Annotated in this window: 16 protein-coding genes; 7 read left to right on the top strand and 9 right to left on the bottom strand. The window is 52.4% G+C overall.

Translation table 11 applies throughout. The features are described from left to right. Window positions 1-8 precede the first annotated feature (8 nt). Entirely contained in the window at window positions 9-539 is a 531-nt protein-coding gene (locus tag AC0IYN_RS26015) for a hypothetical protein (protein ID WP_471843975.1), read from the top strand. Window positions 540-1,048: 509 nt separating this feature from the next. Here the strand turns inward: AC0IYN_RS26015 and AC0IYN_RS26020 are convergent. Next, complete coding sequence (locus AC0IYN_RS26020; RefSeq protein ID WP_471843977.1) at window positions 1,049-3,052, bottom strand: UvrD-helicase domain-containing protein; 2,004 nt, start codon at window positions 3,050-3,052, stop codon at window positions 1,049-1,051. Then, window positions 3,049-5,118 carry an ATP-dependent nuclease gene (locus AC0IYN_RS26025; RefSeq protein ID WP_460154488.1) on the bottom strand — a complete coding sequence of 690 codons (2,070 nt, stop codon included), beginning with the start codon at window positions 5,116-5,118 and terminating at the stop codon, window positions 3,049-3,051. Before AC0IYN_RS26025 ends, AC0IYN_RS26020 begins: the two co-directional genes overlap by 4 nt. 401 nt (window positions 5,119-5,519) lie before the next feature. Here AC0IYN_RS26025 and AC0IYN_RS26030 point away from each other — a divergent pair, with 401 nt between their 5' ends. Further along, window positions 5,520-6,635, top strand: coding sequence for a HEPN-associated N-terminal domain-containing protein (locus AC0IYN_RS26030; RefSeq protein ID WP_471843980.1), 1,116 nt, complete (start codon window positions 5,520-5,522; stop codon window positions 6,633-6,635). Window positions 6,636-6,741: 106 nt separating this feature from the next. Then, window positions 6,742-8,190: a hypothetical protein gene (locus AC0IYN_RS26035; RefSeq protein WP_471843982.1), complete on the top strand. Its 1,449-nt coding sequence runs from the start codon at window positions 6,742-6,744 to the stop codon at window positions 8,188-8,190. Between the two features lie 126 nt (window positions 8,191-8,316). Here AC0IYN_RS26035 and AC0IYN_RS26040 read toward each other — a convergent pair whose 3' ends face one another. Together AC0IYN_RS26040 and AC0IYN_RS26045 are read right to left on the bottom strand one after the other, a co-directional pair. Further along, on the bottom strand, window positions 8,317-9,288 hold the full coding sequence (locus AC0IYN_RS26040; RefSeq protein ID WP_471843984.1) for a hypothetical protein: 972 nt from the start codon (window positions 9,286-9,288) through the stop codon (window positions 8,317-8,319). A gap of 530 nt (window positions 9,289-9,818) precedes the next feature. Then, window positions 9,819-10,139: a hypothetical protein gene (locus tag AC0IYN_RS26045; protein WP_471843986.1), complete on the bottom strand. Its 321-nt coding sequence runs from the start codon at window positions 10,137-10,139 to the stop codon at window positions 9,819-9,821. 264 nt (window positions 10,140-10,403) lie between these two features. On the opposite strand from AC0IYN_RS26045, the gene AC0IYN_RS26050 reads away from it, so the two are divergent. Further along, entirely contained in the window at window positions 10,404-11,288 is an 885-nt protein-coding gene (locus AC0IYN_RS26050) for a DUF4238 domain-containing protein (protein WP_471843988.1), read from the top strand. Between the two features lie 189 nt (window positions 11,289-11,477). On the opposite strand, the gene AC0IYN_RS26055 is transcribed toward AC0IYN_RS26050, so the two are convergent. Beyond that, window positions 11,478-11,561, bottom strand: coding sequence for a hypothetical protein (locus AC0IYN_RS26055; RefSeq protein ID WP_436799978.1), 84 nt, complete (start codon window positions 11,559-11,561; stop codon window positions 11,478-11,480). A gap of 617 nt (window positions 11,562-12,178) precedes the next feature. After that, a complete protein-coding gene (locus tag AC0IYN_RS26060; RefSeq protein ID WP_457247693.1) occupies window positions 12,179-12,790 on the bottom strand; it encodes a dTMP kinase in 612 nt (203 codons plus the stop codon). An 85-nt stretch (window positions 12,791-12,875) separates the two neighbouring features. Here AC0IYN_RS26060 and AC0IYN_RS26065 point away from each other — a divergent pair, with 85 nt between their 5' ends. Beyond that, complete coding sequence (locus AC0IYN_RS26065) at window positions 12,876-13,007, top strand: DUF2256 domain-containing protein (RefSeq protein ID WP_471843990.1); 132 nt, start codon at window positions 12,876-12,878, stop codon at window positions 13,005-13,007. Window positions 13,008-13,025: 18 nt separating this feature from the next. Here AC0IYN_RS26065 and AC0IYN_RS26070 read toward each other — a convergent pair whose 3' ends face one another. Continuing rightward, window positions 13,026-13,388: a response regulator gene (locus tag AC0IYN_RS26070; protein ID WP_406599692.1), complete on the bottom strand. Its 363-nt coding sequence runs from the start codon at window positions 13,386-13,388 to the stop codon at window positions 13,026-13,028. Window positions 13,389-13,411: 23 nt separating this feature from the next. Continuing rightward, window positions 13,412-14,851: an ATPase domain-containing protein gene (locus AC0IYN_RS26075; RefSeq protein WP_457238955.1), complete on the bottom strand. Its 1,440-nt coding sequence runs from the start codon at window positions 14,849-14,851 to the stop codon at window positions 13,412-13,414. 203 nt (window positions 14,852-15,054) lie between these two features. Between AC0IYN_RS26075 and AC0IYN_RS26080 the strand changes: the two genes are divergently transcribed. Together AC0IYN_RS26080 and AC0IYN_RS26085 are read left to right on the top strand one after the other, a co-directional pair. Next, window positions 15,055-15,924 (top strand): isocitrate lyase/PEP mutase family protein, encoded by an 870-nt coding sequence (locus AC0IYN_RS26080; RefSeq protein ID WP_457238956.1) that lies wholly within the window; start codon window positions 15,055-15,057, stop codon window positions 15,922-15,924. Window positions 15,925-16,109: 185 nt separating this feature from the next. Then, the gene (locus AC0IYN_RS26085; RefSeq protein WP_471843994.1) at window positions 16,110-16,883 is read left to right on the top strand and encodes an SDR family NAD(P)-dependent oxidoreductase; all 774 of its coding nucleotides are present in this window, start codon (window positions 16,110-16,112) and stop codon (window positions 16,881-16,883) included. Here AC0IYN_RS26085 and AC0IYN_RS26090 read toward each other — a convergent pair. Beyond that, window positions 16,868-17,782 carry a LysR family transcriptional regulator gene (locus tag AC0IYN_RS26090; RefSeq protein WP_099492049.1) on the bottom strand — a complete coding sequence of 305 codons (915 nt, stop codon included), beginning with the start codon at window positions 17,780-17,782 and terminating at the stop codon, window positions 16,868-16,870. The genes AC0IYN_RS26085 and AC0IYN_RS26090 overlap by 16 nt on opposite strands. Window positions 17,783-17,986 lie beyond the last annotated feature (204 nt).

The raw sequence follows: 17,986 nt of genomic DNA on the forward strand, positions 1-17,986 counted from the left end.
GGACAACCATGAGCCGGAAGCTTTCATCGTATTTGAAACGCGGGCGATTAGGTGAGGTTATTGCACTCATCCAGGTGCTCGCGTATCACCGCAACACTAGTCGAAGTGAAGAGGGACTTAGAAAAGAGCTCTGCTACGCTCCAGTCTCAGCAACATCTTGGATTGATGTAGCGAAGAATCATCCGGAACTCTTTAGAGTACGTTTAAAAGAGCCCGGCGTCGATCGAGTGTCTCTGGTATCACGTTATGTTCTTGTGTATTCACCAGAAAACAAGAAGCGGATCAGGGAACCCCTTCATCCATCTGTGGTTAACAAACTGATCGAAATTGCGGTCGAACTGCACGACAAGGAGGCCTCGCGGGCCGAACGGTGGAAAGTCTGGGTACCAGTGGTCGCTGCACTCGTCAGTTCAGGTGCTGCAATTTCTGCTGCTTTCCTGAGAAACGAGGTACCAACTCCCCCTCCCTCCCTCGCACCCTATTCAGTACAACCACAAACTGTATCTCCGACTCAGACAGTTGCACCGCGTAAGGAATAGTCACGTTAAGAGAGCGCTTCATAGTCGAGCAATTAGTGGCAATATGCCATAGTTTTTTTGAGCAATTGGATTATCATGTTCAACCGATCCCTTTCAGTCGTGTCCGGGATTAGTTGACCACTACAGATGAACTGAGTGAAATCGCGCAAGTGCGGTCATCCGAGAGGCTAAGCCTGATCTACAAGATGACCAACGAGGATAAATATTACGAGGATGTAGGTGCGCGCAATACCTTCTGCCGGGATCATCAGGTAATTTGGTTCACTCGGCCCCAATCTCACTGAGCACCACAAGCATGGGGTATTTCTGTTCGACAAGGATGCCAAGGATGAATTCGTGAGAGTGGTTGGCGGCAACGCCTGACTGATCCCCCGATTGCCCTTCCGTTTGTATTGGAAGGGCAATCGCGACTCAGGGGTTAATAAATTTCTCTATTTGATCCGGCCCGCTCTCAGTCATTCATAGCGAAAGGCGTTTTTGCCCCTCGCGTAACGGGAGCAACGGAGTAGCTATGGCACTGGAGCCAGAGCTGTCAGTTCCAAAATCGACCATCCGGCTGTTTTGAGCGCCGCCCTGCGCTTCTCTCCAGTGGCGCCCTCCCCCAAGGTACTCTGACGTATGGCCAGGCACAGCATGTGAGTCGGCCGAGTCATCCCCACGTACATCAGCATCATGTCTTTCTTAGCACTGTCCGGTGGCCTCTTGGCAGCGGCCTTTTGGCCCTCAAGCCACGGCATGAGCTTTTGAATGAAGTGGGTCTTCCTGAAGGTTTCCAGAATTAGCGTCGCAGAATGGGTTTTGCCCTTTTCCGAATGAATGGATGACATCCGGATATCGACGCCGTCGGCGCCCTCCTGGAATCGGTAAGTGTTTATCAGTGATCCGCCGCTTTCTCCGGCTTCAGTGGCTGCGGGTGCAGGCTCCCAAGCGAGGTACAGATAGGCTTGGAGATCAACTGCTACGCCCTCAAAATCATGAAGAACAGCTGCCAGCAGCAAGAGCTTGGGTGAAATGACCTTGATCCAATCATGCTCGGTGACCTCCGATGGCACGAACAGAATTTGCTGGATGCACTCGCGGTATTGAGCGAACGCTTCAGGTTTGGTTGTGAGTATCTCTTCGACTGAAGCGTGGTGTCGGCCTCTCAGTTGCACCGGGCTATTAGGAAACGCCAATACGCTCAGATTGGCCAGGCAGTAAGCCAGCAGCTCAACGGCTGAAGCGGCTGTAGGCTCTCGCATCGCATAACGCCGAGCAATGTGTGCACCTTCGGCGAACGTGCGAGGCTTGAACGATGTCTTGGTCGTATCAGACCGATAGGATGGCCAGTAATGCTCCAAGGCTTTTGGGTACTGGTTCTCTTTGAAGTTCTCAAGCCGGTGTACCGCACCGACAGCAAACACACCCGCTTTGCGGGATTCCGTCGGCAGATGCTTAAGCACCAGTTTTGCGAACTCATCCAATACCCGGGTCGCATCTTCGTCAGGGAAGACGATGATCGTGTTGGGGACACTGTCTGGCGTACACGGCGCCCTTAATCCTACTAAACCATTTGTGATGGGGACATACGCAAAGGGGTTGGCGATCGATGCAATGGCCTGATCAAAGCGGAAGCTGCTGGCGATCTCTAGCTGACGGCCCGGATCAGGGAACGGATCCTGCAGTGGCGTCTTCTTCTCGAAGATTTCCTGGTTTGGATCGCCGACGCGAATGACTCGGACGTCTGGGTCATCGTGGGGAAAGACACGCTGAAGCACGCCCGCTTGATCAGGTTGGGTGTCCTGCATTTCATCGATCAAGACGCAAGGGAAGCGCACGCGTAATGCAGCGCCCACGCCCGCCTCCTGATCGAGTAAGGCGTGGCCCAGCACGAACACCTCATCGAAGCAGAAGTAGCCAGCCTTGGCTGCGCCACTGAGCGATTTCACCAAACTCTTGTAGGTGGCCGTGTGTGGGGCAAAACCAATATCTTCAGCGCCGAGGGGGTGGTCGAAATCAGCAGACCTGATCCGCAAGCTGTGAATACTTTTGAATTTCTTCTCGAAGGCGGCTTGTGCACCTAAGTGCTCGCGGTACGTCAGCTCCCTTCGACGTGCTTTATGCGTGGCCTCATCGTCAATGGCCTGCAACGCAATCCCTTTCGAGCGTAACCATGGCGAGGCCAGGAATCTGCCGGTGAAACCATGGATGGTGTCGATGTAGTGAGGAAAACGCAGCAGCCGTTGCCCCACCTCGGTGCCGCCTAACCGTTTCTCAATCTCTTCTCGAGCCGCGTTGGTATGCGATAGCACGCAGATTCCTTGCATACGACTCTTCCAATGGCGTGCCAGAATCGCCAGCTTCGCCACTACCAAGGTCGTTTTACCGCTCCCGGGACAGGCCGCAACATCAACGGTATCCATCGACTTCAGAAAATCTCGACGAGGCTCGTCTAGCGCCTCAAGCCCCATCAGATCCATGACCCAGTCCACATCGGCGTCAGTGATGGGGGCAACCAGTTGGTTGAGTGTCATTTGGCGACCTCCTCCACCGGGTCAGCCGATCCTGAATTCGGTGCAGTGGGCACGGTCACGATGTGAGCCGAACTGGAGGTCGTGGCCAGTGCTGAACCCCCCGTCGCATATTCGATCGCGTGAACAACGTAGGTGGGCAGCAGCCCGCGCAGCGTTATGGCATCCAGGGTGCGAGCTTCGAAACGTTGGTCAATCAGGTCGATCAGGTGCTGTGCTGCGATCGCTTTGGAGGCCCTTTTAAACAACTTGTAGATCGCGGAGCATCGAGCTTCCTCGGTGGTATGGGTGGACTGGATTTTAGTGAAGGCCGTGTCTGCTTTTTTCAGCAGGCTGTCCTTGGTTTCCTTGTTTTCATCGATTTTTTCCTCATTGATGGCCAGGTATCCGGCATGATGGACTTCCTTCGAAAGGCCTTGGAACGCCAAGTCGTATTCGAGCGTCCAGTGGTCGGCAACGAACGTGCGCACACATTGCCCATCACTCTCGGTTTTCTTGTCACGATGCTCCTTGAGGCCTTTTTCAAGGTCGGCCGGTGTGCTACCAAAGTCTTTCATGGCGCGCCAGCGCCGGTCAGATTTGTCTGGCCAGACCGATCCCTTCACCCCTTTCAGACTCGTAATCTCGGGTGCGCAGTCCGGCATCACGTCCATGTCAGTGATGCATGCCGTAGGCACGGTGATCTCGCCTTTTGAAGGATCTTTGCGTTGCAAGATTTTTGAGTAGCGCCGCAGCCCTACACCGCCCACATTGATGATCGATACGCCGTGCTTGGTAAGATCCTTACCCAAGCGTCGAGCAAGCGAAGGCAGCAGGATTGCTTCCGCATCGCCTTCCACGACAAGCAAGCCCTTTGCGAAGAACAGCCCTGCCTTGGTGACGTCGAGGAAGCGGCTGAGGAAGCGATAATCATCAGGCGCCAGGCAGGTTAGACTCTGTGCGAGCGAGAAGGCCTGTTGCCGTTGCATCAGCACCAGATTCTGCAACGGTATTTTCGAGCTCAGGTTGGGGCTATGGGTGGTGAGGATGACCTGAACCGGCCTCAAGCCTGCCGAAGGTCTCGCCGCTGCTTCGAGAAACTCCATCAACTGGAGCTGACGTTGTGGATGCAAGTGGGCTTCTGGCTCTTCGATAAGGAGCAGCGGAAGTCCGTCGGGCTCCTTACCGAGCAGCAGTAATTCGCAGGCCATGAACAACACGTTGTTTGATCCCAGCCCGTAGATGCCTCGCGCCTTTCCAGTGGCATAATCCAGAAGCCCCAGTTCCAATCGCTCCAGGATCTGCTTGAGCTTGGCTGGATCAGTCCCGGCTTCCCCAAAGCCGATGCTACTCGTGAGGGGTTGGCCAGCGAGGGATAGTGGGCGAAGGTAAGTTTCGTTGATCTCCTTCTGAGCGGAGACGATGGCACCGTGACGGTTCACAAGGTGGCGCAGGAGATCGCCCATGCCGGCAATGCTCAGAGCTTCTGCGTCAGAGAGGTGAACCGGCAGTGCCGCCGAATCGAACGAGTTGCCCGCATCAATATTAGGGAAACTGCTCAATACCTGGGACAGCCTGGAATTGCGGCCAGGGGACATTTCCCGCTCAGCGTCCCGCAGTGGTTTCAGGTATGCAGTGGCTAACAGTTGGCGTACACCCACATCCAAAGCCGGGCCTTCCCCGTTCTCACCCGATCGAACCGAGATATCGACCCATTTGCGCGTGGAGGCCGATGCAACGACGCGGCGAGCCGACCAGTGAACGTACAGTCGCCCCACGCCACCTGTGTACGTCACGTACTCAGCGAAAGCGCCGAGTTCCGCCACGCTTAGGCCTTCCAGGGTGCATCTTAGGGTGATGGTCTCCGCCTGAGTGCCATCGCTGGCAATATGGAAGTCCTCGATTTGCAATCGAAGGTACTCAGCATCCCGGGTCTGCAAAACGTACCGGATCGCATCGATGACGGCAGTTTTACCCGCATCGTTCTCACCTACGAGAGCAGTCACGCCTTCATTAAATTGGATGTTCAACGCATGATTGTCATGGCCGAACTGGCGGAAATTTTTGATTTTCAAAGCCGAAAGGTACACAGCGCTGCTCCCATCCTGATCCCGTGGCAGGGAGAGGGTTTGCCCAGCGCCAGCCTGGCTAAAACCATTCCTCCCTGAATGTAGTAGCTATATGCCACGAAAGCCTATCGATGGCTACTCGATTCGGCCGCGTTGAGTCCTGCTCGCCCAAGATGGTGGGAATCAGATCAAATCTGCTTTGGTTGTCAAGCTCTAGAGAATCCGGGGCGATTCAAAGCTAGTCGGGGCGCTCGTCTGTCGCCAATGAAGCTCGGCGTGTCAATTGCTTGCCCTCTACAAAATTTTGGTCACCCTCAGCACCGTGCTAGGTAAGCGGCATGTGCATTTTATACCCAGCAGGCATGGCCAATTGGCATCAAATCTGGCATAAATCGCGTACTCAATGAATGAGAGCACTCTGAATGGATACGGTCTGCGCGCGCTGCTTCAGTGATCCCGATGTTAAGCAGTGGATCCGCGAATACAGCGGCAAAAGAGGTTGCAGATTTTGCCGTGGATTCACCTCACCTACCGCTCCGCTGGGAGAGCTTTGCGAATGGTTCGAGCAGGTGCTGTCAACGCACTACGGTCGGGCTGCAGATAACCTCCCTTGGAATAACAGAGAAGGCGGTTATCAAGGAAGCACTTGGTCTACTTACGAGCTTCTTTTTGAGAAAGTAGGCCTTGATCTCCCGATGGATTATCAGGGAGATCTCCAGAAGGCGATCAACTACAGGGTGTCTGACGAAATTTGGTGTGAGCTTGATTGGGCGACGTTAGACGAAGAACAAGCAATGTGCTTCGCCTGGGACAATTTTTGCACCTTGGTTAAGCATGAGCGCAGGTTCTTCTTCCATAAAAAAGGCGGTGATGATTTATCGGCTGAATCATTTTCCTCCTTAGGAATATTGAATGCGATCACTGATTTGATAGAGCGACTGAACCTGGTGCGTGTTCAGACTCCAGGGCTTCGTCTCTATCGAGCTCGGCCAGGCTTCGACCTTTCATCACCTACGGCAAAAGATTTCGGCCCACCTCCACGATCTGTTTGCCAAACCAACCGCATGAATCCTGCAGGTATACCTATGTTTTATGGAGCATTGGATCCCAGGACAGCCGTCAAAGAGGTGAAGGCGCGGGCAAGTAGAGTAGGATATTTCCAAACGGTTGAGCCGTTGCGAATACTTGACCTTTCGCGGATTCCGCCCGTTCCCGGCATCTTTTCCGATGAGCCTAGACGACTCAGGCTGTACCTATCTTTTTTGCACCATTTCGCTAGCGACATCATGCAACCTGTAGCTCGAGATGATCGTGTTCACACGGAGTATGTACCCTCCCAAATCGTAACCGAGTATCTGAGGGAGCATGAGTTTTCAGAAGGAAAACTTGATGGGATCATGTATGGGAGCGTGGCCTCACCAAGAAAACGAAACTTAGTCATCTTTATAGAAGATATTGAGCCAGCATTCAATTTTTTTCAACAAAGAGCTTCGGCACCTCTGAAATTCATTAAAGCAAAAAATGTGAATATTGATTGAGGCTCACCTGATCTCCAACTAGTATAGATAAATATCTAAATTTAGCACAGGCCACTGAGGCTCGACTGAAGTTAAATATCAATCCCTTGCAGAAATAAAGGGCTCTATGAAATTTTACCAATTTATTTTATTCCGTGGAAATCACGAGCTATTTTGGCGCGCAGATAGCGAAGATGGCACAGGGGGATTTGAGCGCGATATCTCGTTGTGCTTTGCCACGTCTTTGGACCCCCTCAATCGTCAGATTTCCATATCATGCAGACAGACCTCGTCCGCTGCACTTAGAAAAAGAATTGAAACTTTTGTTGATGTTTATAAAGGGTCTGACCCGAGAATCAATAAAATTAAGTCTTTCGTTGAAAAAATACCCGACGGAGAGCACTTTTTCTATATGCCCTACAAGTCAAGGCTTACCAATCAAGAAAAGGTATTGATGACCGTTGAGCTCATGGCTGCAGATGCCGGGCAAAATGTAGATAAAGCTCTAAATGCGTTTGATAAAAATATGGGGTATTTCTTCGAACACTATGAGCTCGACGGTAAAATTCCAGAAAAGAAAACCTGGATTGGCGAGCGCTCGAAGAAAAAACGCATTTGCCGCTTCTGCAAGAACACCCGAGTGCATCCTCAGAGCGATCCGACCCAAGAAGCCAAAACAACATTTAAACAAGAAGCTCACGCGATATCGGAGGCTCTAGGGAACAAAACTCTTATCTTGCATGAGGAGTGCGACGCTTGTAACAAATATTTTTCCGAGACGTGTGAAAGGCACATTTATACTTATTTGAGGTGTCTGGGGACTTTCTTCAAAGTTAAGAACAAAGATAACAAAGTGTCGTCAATCAAGGGTGAGAACTTCCAAATAACTTACTTATCTAAGGACCGAAAAGAAAAAATTCTTGCCGCAGTCAATGCCCCCTCAACTGAGGCGCCTGGAATTATAGGTTTAGATCCGCACGAATTTTCTAGGCAGATCTTAGCTCTTGATTTTGCCATCAGCTATACACTGCCAGATGGCGAGGAAGCACCTCAAGACCGACCGCCGACCAACATTCCACTTAAGTTCAAAGAGAAGCTCAGTCTTCAAGAGGTATACAAAGCACTCGTGAAGTTTGCACTGAGCGTTATTGAAACGGAAAAATTAGCTGGCTTCGAAAAAACCCTGGAATGGGTCTCCGGTAGGCGCAAAGTGACAGCCCTTCCGAAAATAGCAATTTTGAGATCCTATGCAAGCTTTTCAAAAGCGGCTGAACTGATAATCTATCGCCGAATTAGTAACGACAAAACGTTGCCTTTAGCGATCGGGGAGCTTCAATTTACTTTCCAAAAAATGATCTTCATCATCCCTTCCTTTGATGAGGCAGAGGCCAACTTCATTACTGACGAAGAATTCAAGCACTATTGGGATTTCTGCCTATTTAACTCTGTTCAAGGATGGAGTTTCCAGGACTTTTCCGATCCAGAGGAAAAGGAGTTCATTTTCAACATTAACCTTCCTGAGAACAAATCCCCCCATCAAGAGGAAGCGGATACGTCTCAAATTATTAAGTCCTAAGGACTCTCAGACCAAGTCAGAACAGGCCGCCTGGCCTGTGCTGAAATAGACCCGCATGATCATCCTCCCCCGTCAAGGATGCTGGAAATCCTATACCATCGGAATCCCAGCGTTGGTGAGCTCATTTCAGTATCGGTATTGGCGTATTTGCTCTTTGGTATATTCGACTATTTCCTGCACAGCTGAGATTTGCTTCTGTTTTTCAGCTTCGCTTACGAATCTCAATCTTCTGAACCTACTCGTCAGCATTTCCATTTGGAGCTCTAAGATTGGCCTAACCACAAACACATGGCCGAAAATCGATTTTGCATGCTCCATGGCGAAATTTACTTCAGCATCCCTGCTTAGGACGCTCGTGACATTATCCTTTTGGAGAAAAACTTTGCCAGTTCCTGCGTTCACGTTATGCGAGTGATCGGTTATGTAGGGGGTGTCATAAAGCGATGGATTGCTCTCAACTCCTCCTTTAAATATCGGCTGCCTCAAAGTATAGGACGGGCTATATGAAGTACGATCAAAACAGTTGGGCAAAATTTTCTGAGTACCTTGGGTTATGCCCCAGTTAGAAATGTTGGTGCCTGGGAACACTGCTTCGAACTCAGGGTAAGGAAAGCCAACAGAGTGAGCTACAAGGAAATCAGTAGATGCGCTTACGAATACAAGATTGTTGATCCTTACCATCAACGCTGTTGGACTGGACATGAATGTCAAGGAATTAGCCCCTGACCATTTAAGGGTCTTTTCGGGAAGATAGGTATTTGTGATGGATAGGTATCTATCCTTCACTCCCACCCTCTCATTTATGTAGTGATTTGGCGGCAAGGAAAATACTGACTTATTCATGTAGGAAACGCCGAGCCATGTGCCAGCTCTTAATTTGTCGAACCAGTCGAGCAAAATTTCCAGTTCCTCTCCAGTGACGCTTTCGTCCTCACTCAGTCGCTCGATGATTCCTTTAACTCGTCCTTCTAAGCCGCTAAAGTTATTGTTGCAGGTGTCACACGCTGGAAATGTGTAATTCTTACCGGGAAAGATAATCTCCTTCCCTGTGACCCAGTTCGTACCAACGCTCGTGTCCTTAGAGTGGAAACCAGTCATTTTTAGCAGCCACTGCGGATAAATGTGCTCTTTTGTCCTTGATTCTGGCGAGTTTCCACAGAAAATACATTGCGCTGCCACTCTATGCACCTTATAAAAGTTGATGAATAAAAATTTTAGATCGGGTAACGGCCCGCAGCTAAAATCATAACAAATTAATATGCCCATAGGTAGTGCTCGCGGATAATATTGGTTTTAAACTTTGTTATGCTAACTGGGTCTTGATGTGGTTTTATTTTCGTTTCGCGGAATGTCTCGATGGTTTAAATATTTGCCAGAGTGTGGGTAGACGCTTCGCCTGATGCTCTGGATTTAGGTGCGAGCAAGGCGAAATTCAAAAGTCATCGGGCTTCCGGCATGAAGATCTTCAGCGTTTTTTTGTGTGAGCCCACATCAATATTAAATTCTAGCTTGCGTAATCAGCTGCAAGCGCCTCGGCTTGTTGGATTTTCTCAGTACTTGTAGGTAAGTAGTTACCAAAAAGCCGCACTCACTAAGCTGCCACTTATTATTTTAGTACGTTCTGATTGCTAAATTTTTAAACTTGCCAAGATTTGCATGGACGTTGAACTCTGCTTTTGAGCTTTGTAAGCTCTGTCAGCCTTGGCATACTCTTCCTCGCGAGCGATCATCGCTTCGAGGCTACTTTTCACCGTCGTTTGTTGGGCAGCTTCGTATTTCTCAAACTCCTTAACGGCTACCACCTGGCTGAAGCCTAAAGCGATAACGCTATGAATTATTGCGGTCGCGTTTTGCTTTAATAGGCCAAGCCCTGAAATCGATAGTGTGTGAGTGATCTTAGCTTCTTCCCATATAGCTTTAGCGACTTCTGCTTCTTCTCTAGTGATCATACAAATTTCCTTTTGAGTCACGAAAACTTTGATATCCTACGCCCCGGCGTTGGAGCCGTTGAGACGACTTGGAGCGGCGAAAACATAAGTGCTGCATACCAGGAAGGTATCTAAGCTGTAGGCTGCAAGGTCCGCGCTGATTACTATGAGCTTTCTCCTCGAACTCGCGCAACTAGTTCGCTACTTGAAAATCTTTCAAGTAGCCTGCATGATCTCGTGGTCTATAATAGACGATTATTCTTCTAATTCAGTTTAGGTGATGACATGGATGTAATCAAAACGAACGAAGCTGGTAAGCCTGCTAAGCGACGCAATCATACAGTGCCCAAAGCCATTCTTAAAAACTGGCTACTTGATGAAGAAGGTGATCCCCATCACTTATTGCTTGCGTGCGGTAGCGCGGAGGTGAGGAAGCATGTAGGCAGAGAAGCCGGATTCGCAATCACTGATTGGCGATACGTTCCGGTGGATGATCGGGAGAACGCTGGCGGTCACCGTGATGAGTCTTTGGAGGACTGGTTTTCTAAAGGAGAGAACTATTTGGCCAGCGTAACCCGGAAAATCAGAAGTGGAGACTCAGCTATCAGCCAAGGTGAGTTTTCAGGGTTGATTGGTGCTGCAGTCGCCCTCGGATTCCGTAGCAGCTATGAGTATGGGTTAAAGGAAAAGCTGTTCTTAAAGCTGAAACCTGACCTTACTGAAAACGAAGCTTGCTATGAGGTTGTGCAGTATTTCAAAACGCTCTATGAGAAAAAAATTTCTCAGTTTGAAGGGTGGGACTTTAGTTTTTTAATAAACTCTGAAGTAAAGTTGATAATAGGCGACAGGCCGCTTTTTGATATGACCTTACACAGAACCAACACCCAACTTTTGACAATACCATTGGCGCCTAATCTTCTAATGGTGGGCATCCCTCCGAAAACACCTGGCAAGCAGTCCTTTGAAGTCATAAGCGGCACCCGGAGTTTATTTGAGCAAACAAATGCCATGACGACCAAGCTGGCCCGAGAATTTATCGTGGGGTCTTCAGTTGAGGAATTGTCAGCTTTGCTACCAATGTTTGAACATGAAGCCTTCAATTCGCGAAAAGCAGAGGATTCACTGGTTGCCTTCTCTGATGAAGGCGAGGTTGCTCGCCGCAAAATCTAAAATATCAATCAATAGAGTCTCGATTCAGCATGACTTTTGTTGACGAGTGTTCTCTCAAGAGAGCTTAAGTCGAGCTCCTCTAAACAGAAGTCAAACTGCGGGCTCAAGGTTTTCAACCAAATTCCCGGAATCAATGGGAGACTGGCAGAAACCCTGAGCCCCGCACAGAACCCTTACGTGCGGTTTCTATTATGGCTGCGTCCGGTTAAAGGTCGCGAGGGATACATAGGTGTGGTTGAACTGTGGATGATTGCTGAAGAACGTCTTCAGCACGCTGCTCTTACCCGCGCCATAGCTACCTGTGAGTGCGATATTCAGAACATCGGGGGTGGGGTTTCCAGGGCATGTAGCATCTCGCGCTCATACCGGGCCGATCGGCCATCCGTGACAATGACGGGGGGCAAGGGCTCAAAGAAAGGGTCAACGTTGTCCCCCTGGTGCCGGGTAGCTAGCACCCTCCACGCAGCTCTCCCTCCAACCATAAGCGCTTCCCACGACAGGCCTAGACGACTTTTGATAGCACCCAGCTCTACCCCGATCTCATGCAATGGCCGTCCGTGTGCCGCTGAGCAGGCAAATGACCGCTGATAGTTCAGTCGATGCAGCTTTGGCGCTGCAACAAAATCTAATGGAGGCTATACCGTACTCGGTCACAAAACACCACGCAAGCGCACCCCGTGCCGCCGTCGAGTCTGACTCCACCATCACTGAATAGGCGGATAGAGGTCGGGGTGACGATACTAAAGACAGCGAAAGCTAGGTCTATGTATACCAATCGATGAACAGTCGCGCTGATTTAGAGACCATTGAGTCAGCAATCTAGGGTCCTTGAACGACTTATGAACATCTGACTTGGCCCACTTGTTAAATGGTGTATTACGCAGTACGTGTCACCCAGCTACTTTTCGGATCTCAGCAACCACCTGCTTCACAGCGTCTTCAATCGCACCTTCGTTCCGGCACATCACCCAGCCATGGTCCGCGACCGCCTGCTCGAACATCTCCGTGCATGCAACATGCTCTGCATACTTCTGGATTACCGTACCGCCCAATCCTCGCGACCGTGCTGCTGCCCTTGCCCACGAAATATCCGGCGCGGTGACAACGCCGACATGCACATCCGGCACTCGCACGTCTCGCTCCCGGTTCAACTGGAGAATCTCTGCAAACGAAATGGTGTGTCGAAACGCAGCATCGGACGGATACCAGCGATCAATCAGGATAATGCTGTCCAACGGCTGCTGAGTCAGTACGTTCCGGGATATCCAACTGCGGCTCTCGGCAAAGCGCTCGCACACAGCCCATTCCAGGTCGCGCGAGGGATTTCTGGCAAGTTCGTTAACCAGGGCCATGGTTTCCCTTCTGTAGGGATCGCTTTTTCTCTCGCACAGTCGGATGACTTTCTTGTTATGCGCCCTCAGCGTTGCCGTTACGGCCTCCAACAGCGTAGTTTTGCCGGTGCCTTTGGGTCCATCCAGGGAAACAAAAAACGGAATATTCATTCGTCACACAGTGATCAGGATAATGATGACCACGCCTCTTCTTGTCGACGTGATTGAGTGATCGACCCAGCCGGTAGTTATATCTGTGAAAAAGAGTGAGCTTCCCGTAAAAACCTGCGTGACCTGTGGACTTCCCTTCACTTGGAGGAAGAAATGGGCACGCTGCTGGGATGAAGTGCGTTACTGCTCGGAGCGTTGCCGGCGCAGCGAAAGCTGACCCTGCTCCAGCAGCTGACTAATCAGCTGCCAGGAGCTTTTTGACTTCCGCGATGATCAAGTCGATGTCGAAGGGTTTGGGCAACACAGCATCAAAAAGATCCGATCTCTGCATTCCGATATGCGCCTGAGCACCGCTCATCAAGATGATCGGCAATTGATTGGCCGAAGGCAGCGCTCGAATGGCGGTGGCGAATTCCAGGCCGTCCATGACCGGCATCATAAAGTCGGTAATGATCAAAGCAGGTCGTTCTCTATCGAGAACCTCGAGTCCTTTTCGACCATTGCTCGCCGTTACGACCATGTACCCCTCATCCTCCAGCGCGAAGCTAAGGATGTCAGCGATCAAATACTCGTCGTCGACGACCAGGATGGTGGTCATGTTAATTCAACCCACACAAAAGCTTAAGAAATTGAACCGGGCGATGACTCAGCGGGGACCGATGGTTCATGTCTTGAAGCCTTTTTCAGGAAAACATCATGATCACGGATGACGACCTCAAATCGTGAGGGATCGTAAGAGCTGTCTCTCACTTTAAGAATGGATAGCGTCCGGCTTAGTTCAGAGTGATTCTCAGAAAACCGCATCAGCATCAGGTTGTCGACGATGCTAGACAGGTCAGAGTTTGGTGCGCTGACCTCGGAGCCAAATAGATCGCGCATTTCCCAGGAGGCAAATACCGTAACGCCCCTGGATCGCAGCTCGTTCATCAGTGCACTGAAGAAGTCAGTAATCCGTGCGGGATTTGTCGAGACTCGCGTCATACCGCTAAGGCTATCGAGAAACACGCGCTTGATGCCCTTCTCTTCTACAAGACTCAGTAGTCGTGCGCCCAACCCATCCAGCAACCCTTCAGTAGTAGGCTGCCAGGCAATGCTCAAGGCGCCGCTGCCTTCCATGCCTTTTATATCGATACCGAGTGATTGGCCTTTGAGTCGCAACCGTTCCGGGCTTTCGTAGAAGCCAAAATGCAGGCCCGGCGCTTCCACAGTCGACTTAGCCAGAAATTTGAGGCCAAGGGTGGTTTTACCAATACCGGAGGGGCCGATTACCAGAGTCACGCTGGAACTGTGCAGCCCCCCGCCTAAGATGTCGTCCAGTGATTCAATCCCACTGGCGATACGGGTCATGTCGGCGCTGTCGGGAGACGACGGGTGGCTGTAGAGACTTTCGAGTCGCGGGTAAACCACCAAGCCATTTTCGGTGATCTCACACTCGTGAAGACCGGTCATTGCTGAGCTGCCGCGAGTTTTACGAAGCTGAATTCGACGCACTGACCGAGTGCCGAACAGCTCCTCGCCCATCTCAATCACCCCATCAACCATGGTGTGCTCAGGGCTGCCGTCGTCTAGACGGGAACTGGTGAGAAACAGCACTGTGCAACCTGCGAAAGCGGCGTGCCCTTGCAACTCGGAAATGAATTTCTTGGTATCGATGTGCGAATCTGCTTTGGAGCGCGCATTGAGCAAGCCGTCTACCACCATCACTGTGGCCTTTTGACGGCTTATCTCGCGCCGCAGCAGTTTCACCACCTCGTCCAGTCCGTCGTTTTCCAACGTGTCAAACGCACTGACAAATTGGATTTCGGCGCCAACCTTGGAGGCGTCGAAAAAGCTCAGAGTCGAAAGGAATTGAAAGAGACGGTCGTGTGATTCGGCCAGCAGCGTGGCGACCAGAACCCTTCCTCCATTGTTCGCATGATGGAACCCAAGCTGGTTGGCAAGGATCGTTTTTCCAGACCCTGGGCGCCCTTGGATGATGTATGAAGCACCTGCTACCAGGCCACCCTTGAGCAGAGCGTCTAGCCCTTCGATTCCACTTTGAAGGCGTTTTAGCTTTTCCACGATACGACCCTGATCTGAAAAACAGGCTGTTTAAGCCGAGTGAAGCGGAATGCTAACCCCATTTGTGCTCTGGAGCCATTCCCGCCTCTCCATACCCCCTAATGCTGAAACGTCATCATCCCCCGCTCTTCTGCATGTTAATCTCGCTCCACCACGAATAGACATTGATCGTCACAAGACGATGACCAGAACCAGGAAAGCCCATGCCAAAGATTTCTCACTCAGCCCTGCGCCGCAAATTCCGTGAATTGCTTGCTACCCCAACCTGCGTTGAAACCGCGTCCGTCTTTGACCCGATGTCCGCGCGTATCGCCGCAGACCTGGGCTTCGAAGTCGGTATCCTCGGTGGCTCCGTTGCTTCGTTGCAGGTTCTGGCCGCGCCCGATTTCGCGTTGATTACCCTGAGTGAGTTCGTTGAGCAAGCCACCCGTATTGGCCGTGTGGCCCAGTTGCCGTTCATTGCCGATGCCGACCATGGCTACGGTAATGCGCTGAACGTGATGCGCACTGTCGAAGAGCTTGAGCGTGCCGGTGTGGCCGCGTTGACCATTGAAGACACGTTGCTGCCCGCCCAATTCGGGCGCAAGTCCACCGACCTGATTTCCATTGAAGAAGGCATCGGCAAAGTCCGTGCTGCGTTGGAAGCCCGTGTTGATCCAGCGCTGTCGATCATTGCCCGCACCAATGCCGGTGTGTTGCCGACCGAGGCTGTGATCGAGCGCACCCTGGCGTATCAGAAAGCCGGTGCCGATGGGATTTGCATGGTGGGTGTGGCTGACTTCGAGCACCTGGAGAAGATCGCCGAGAACCTGACCGTGCCGCTGATGCTGGTGACGTATGGCAACCCCAAGCTCAATGACGCCAAGCGTCTGGCCAGCCTCGGTGTACGTGTGGTGGTTGCCGGCCATGGTGCCTACTTTGCCGCGATCAAGGCGACCTACGACAGCCTGCGTGCCCAGCGCCAGTTGACCCACAGCACTGATAACCTCAGTGCTACCGAGTTGACGCACACCTATACCCTGCCGGAAAACTACGTGGCCTGGGCTGAAGAGTTCATGGACGTCAAAGAGTAATACGCAAGCCGGGACGAGGGGTGCAACGCCCTCCTCCTCCAGCCATTATGCGTCGTTGAGCACTGTGAACCCATAGCACATAACTCGTGTGTATTTGCGTGGATTATCAGTGGTAATCATGCTCCGTAACCTGTGCTCCAAAGCGCAAGCACACCGCCTTGCGCAGCACACAAACGGAGCTTCCCATGACCCTTTCCAAAACCCGTCAACTCGAAGGCAAAGTCGCGCTGATCACCGGCGCCAGTTCCGGCATTGGTCGCGCGGCCGCTGTCGTCCTGGCCCAGCGCGGCGCGCAGATCGTGGCTGCTGCCCGCCGTCAGAGCGAGCTGGACGAAGTGGTTGCGCAGATCACTGCCAATGGCGGCACCGCGTCCTCTATCGTCGTCGACGTGACCCGCGAAGCCGACATCATCGCCATGGTCAAATTTGCCGTGGACACCTATGGCAAGCTGGACATCGCCTTCAACAATGCCGGCACCGAAGGCGTGTTCGCGCCGCTGATCGAACAGGACAATGCACGCTTCGACCTGGTGTTCGAGCCGAATGTGCGCGGGGTTTTCAACTGTATGAAGTACCAAGCCAAGGTAATGCTCGAACAGGGTTTTGGCAGCATCATCAATAACGCGTCCATGGGCGGCGTGATCGGTTTCGAGAATGCCGCGCTGTATATCGGCACCAAGCACGCCATTGTCGGTATGACCAAGACCGCGTCCATCGAATGGTTCAAGCAGGGCGTGCGGGTCAATGCGCTGTGCCCGGGCCTGATCGAGACGCCGTTCCACCATCGCGGGATCTGGCCGTCGGTGGATGCCCAGCACGCTTTCGCCGCCAGCACCCCGGCCAGCCGGTTTGGCACGGCCGAAGAGATGGCGACGGTGGTCGCGTTCCTAGGGTCGGAAGATGCCAGCTACGTGTCCGGCCATGCCTTGCTGGCAGATGGCGGCTACTCGGTGGCCTGACGGTTACGGGTTTGGAAGAAGTCGATAAATGCCCGGAGCTTTCCGGGCATTTGCGCACGGTTGGCGTAATACAGGTGGAAGGTCTCGGCGGGCGCCGCGTAGTGTTCCAGCAACGCCACCAGTGCACCGCTGGCGATATCCGCCTGGGCAAACGGGCGGAACACCAGGGCCACGCCGCAACCCAAGCGCGCAGCCGACAAGGTGGTGCGCATTTCATCCAGCACCAGGCGCCCCTTTACCTCGATCGCGACAGTGGCCTTGCCGATGCGAAACGTCCAATCCATGTACGGCCCGCGGCTGCTCAGGCGCTGGTGGATGCAGTCGTGGGCCAGCAGGTCTTCGGGTGTGTCCAGCGGTGCCGAGCGCGCCAGGTATGCGGGCGCCGCCACGGCCACCATCGGCTGCGACGTGCCCAGCGGCACGGCGATCATGTCGCGCTGCAAGGCCTGGCCCAGGCGAATGCCGGCATCGAAACCTTCGCCAATGATGTCGCTCAAGCCATTATCGAGGGCGATATCCAAGGTGATATCCGGGTACTGCGTGAGGAATGCCGCCACATGCGGCTCGATCAGCGAGGCATAGGCCACGTAGGAACTGTTGATCTTCAACGCGCCGTAAGGGCGGCTGGCGGTGTCGTGCACTTGCTGCACCGAGAAGCGAATCTGCTCCAGTGCCGGTGCCAGGGTGTCGAGCAGCTGGCTGCCGGACTCGGTCAGCGCCACGCTGCGGGTGGTGCGGTTGAACAGGCGCACACCCAATTGCGCTTCAAGCTGCTTGATGGTTTTGGACATGGCCGTGGGCGTGACCTCCATCTCGGCTGCCGCCCGCGCGAAATTCAGATGACGGGCCACACATTCGAACGCGATCAGCGCCGGCAAGTGGGTGGATTTCAGGCTCATACAATGTCTCGATGGGTTAAGCCAACAGTGTTGCGCAGCATAAGTGAGTTCAACTAAGCCGCCCACTGAAAATACCGCCCGCGCAAAAAAAACCGCCGCAGAGTCTGCGGCGGCAACCAAAGGATTTTGTCCAAGCAGAGCGGCTAAGACAGGCCCAACGCTACACCCGCGGCGGGTTAAATACCGTGAAGTTTAATTAATCGA

This window comes from Pseudomonas sp. AC112, assembly GCF_979253545.1.

Coding starts and splice junctions, on each gene's coding strand:
- AC0IYN_RS26080 (WP_457238956.1), top strand. CDS start 15,055: ATGCCAAAGATTTCTCACTCAGCCCTGCGCCGCAAATTCCGTGAATTG.
- AC0IYN_RS26030 (WP_471843980.1), top strand. CDS start 5,520: ATGGATACGGTCTGCGCGCGCTGCTTCAGTGATCCCGATGTTAAGCAG.
- AC0IYN_RS26045 (WP_471843986.1), bottom strand. CDS start 10,139: ATGATCACTAGAGAAGAAGCAGAAGTCGCTAAAGCTATATGGGAAGAA.
- AC0IYN_RS26050 (WP_471843988.1), top strand. CDS start 10,404: ATGGATGTAATCAAAACGAACGAAGCTGGTAAGCCTGCTAAGCGACGC.
- AC0IYN_RS26015 (WP_471843975.1), top strand. CDS start 9: ATGAGCCGGAAGCTTTCATCGTATTTGAAACGCGGGCGATTAGGTGAG.
- AC0IYN_RS26060 (WP_457247693.1), bottom strand. CDS start 12,790: ATGAATATTCCGTTTTTTGTTTCCCTGGATGGACCCAAAGGCACCGGC.
- AC0IYN_RS26070 (WP_406599692.1), bottom strand. CDS start 13,388: ATGACCACCATCCTGGTCGTCGACGACGAGTATTTGATCGCTGACATC.
- AC0IYN_RS26040 (WP_471843984.1), bottom strand. CDS start 9,288: ATGACTGGTTTCCACTCTAAGGACACGAGCGTTGGTACGAACTGGGTC.
- AC0IYN_RS26090 (WP_099492049.1), bottom strand. CDS start 17,782: ATGAGCCTGAAATCCACCCACTTGCCGGCGCTGATCGCGTTCGAATGT.
- AC0IYN_RS26085 (WP_471843994.1), top strand. CDS start 16,110: ATGACCCTTTCCAAAACCCGTCAACTCGAAGGCAAAGTCGCGCTGATC.
- AC0IYN_RS26020 (WP_471843977.1), bottom strand. CDS start 3,052: ATGACACTCAACCAACTGGTTGCCCCCATCACTGACGCCGATGTGGAC.
- AC0IYN_RS26035 (WP_471843982.1), top strand. CDS start 6,742: ATGAAATTTTACCAATTTATTTTATTCCGTGGAAATCACGAGCTATTT.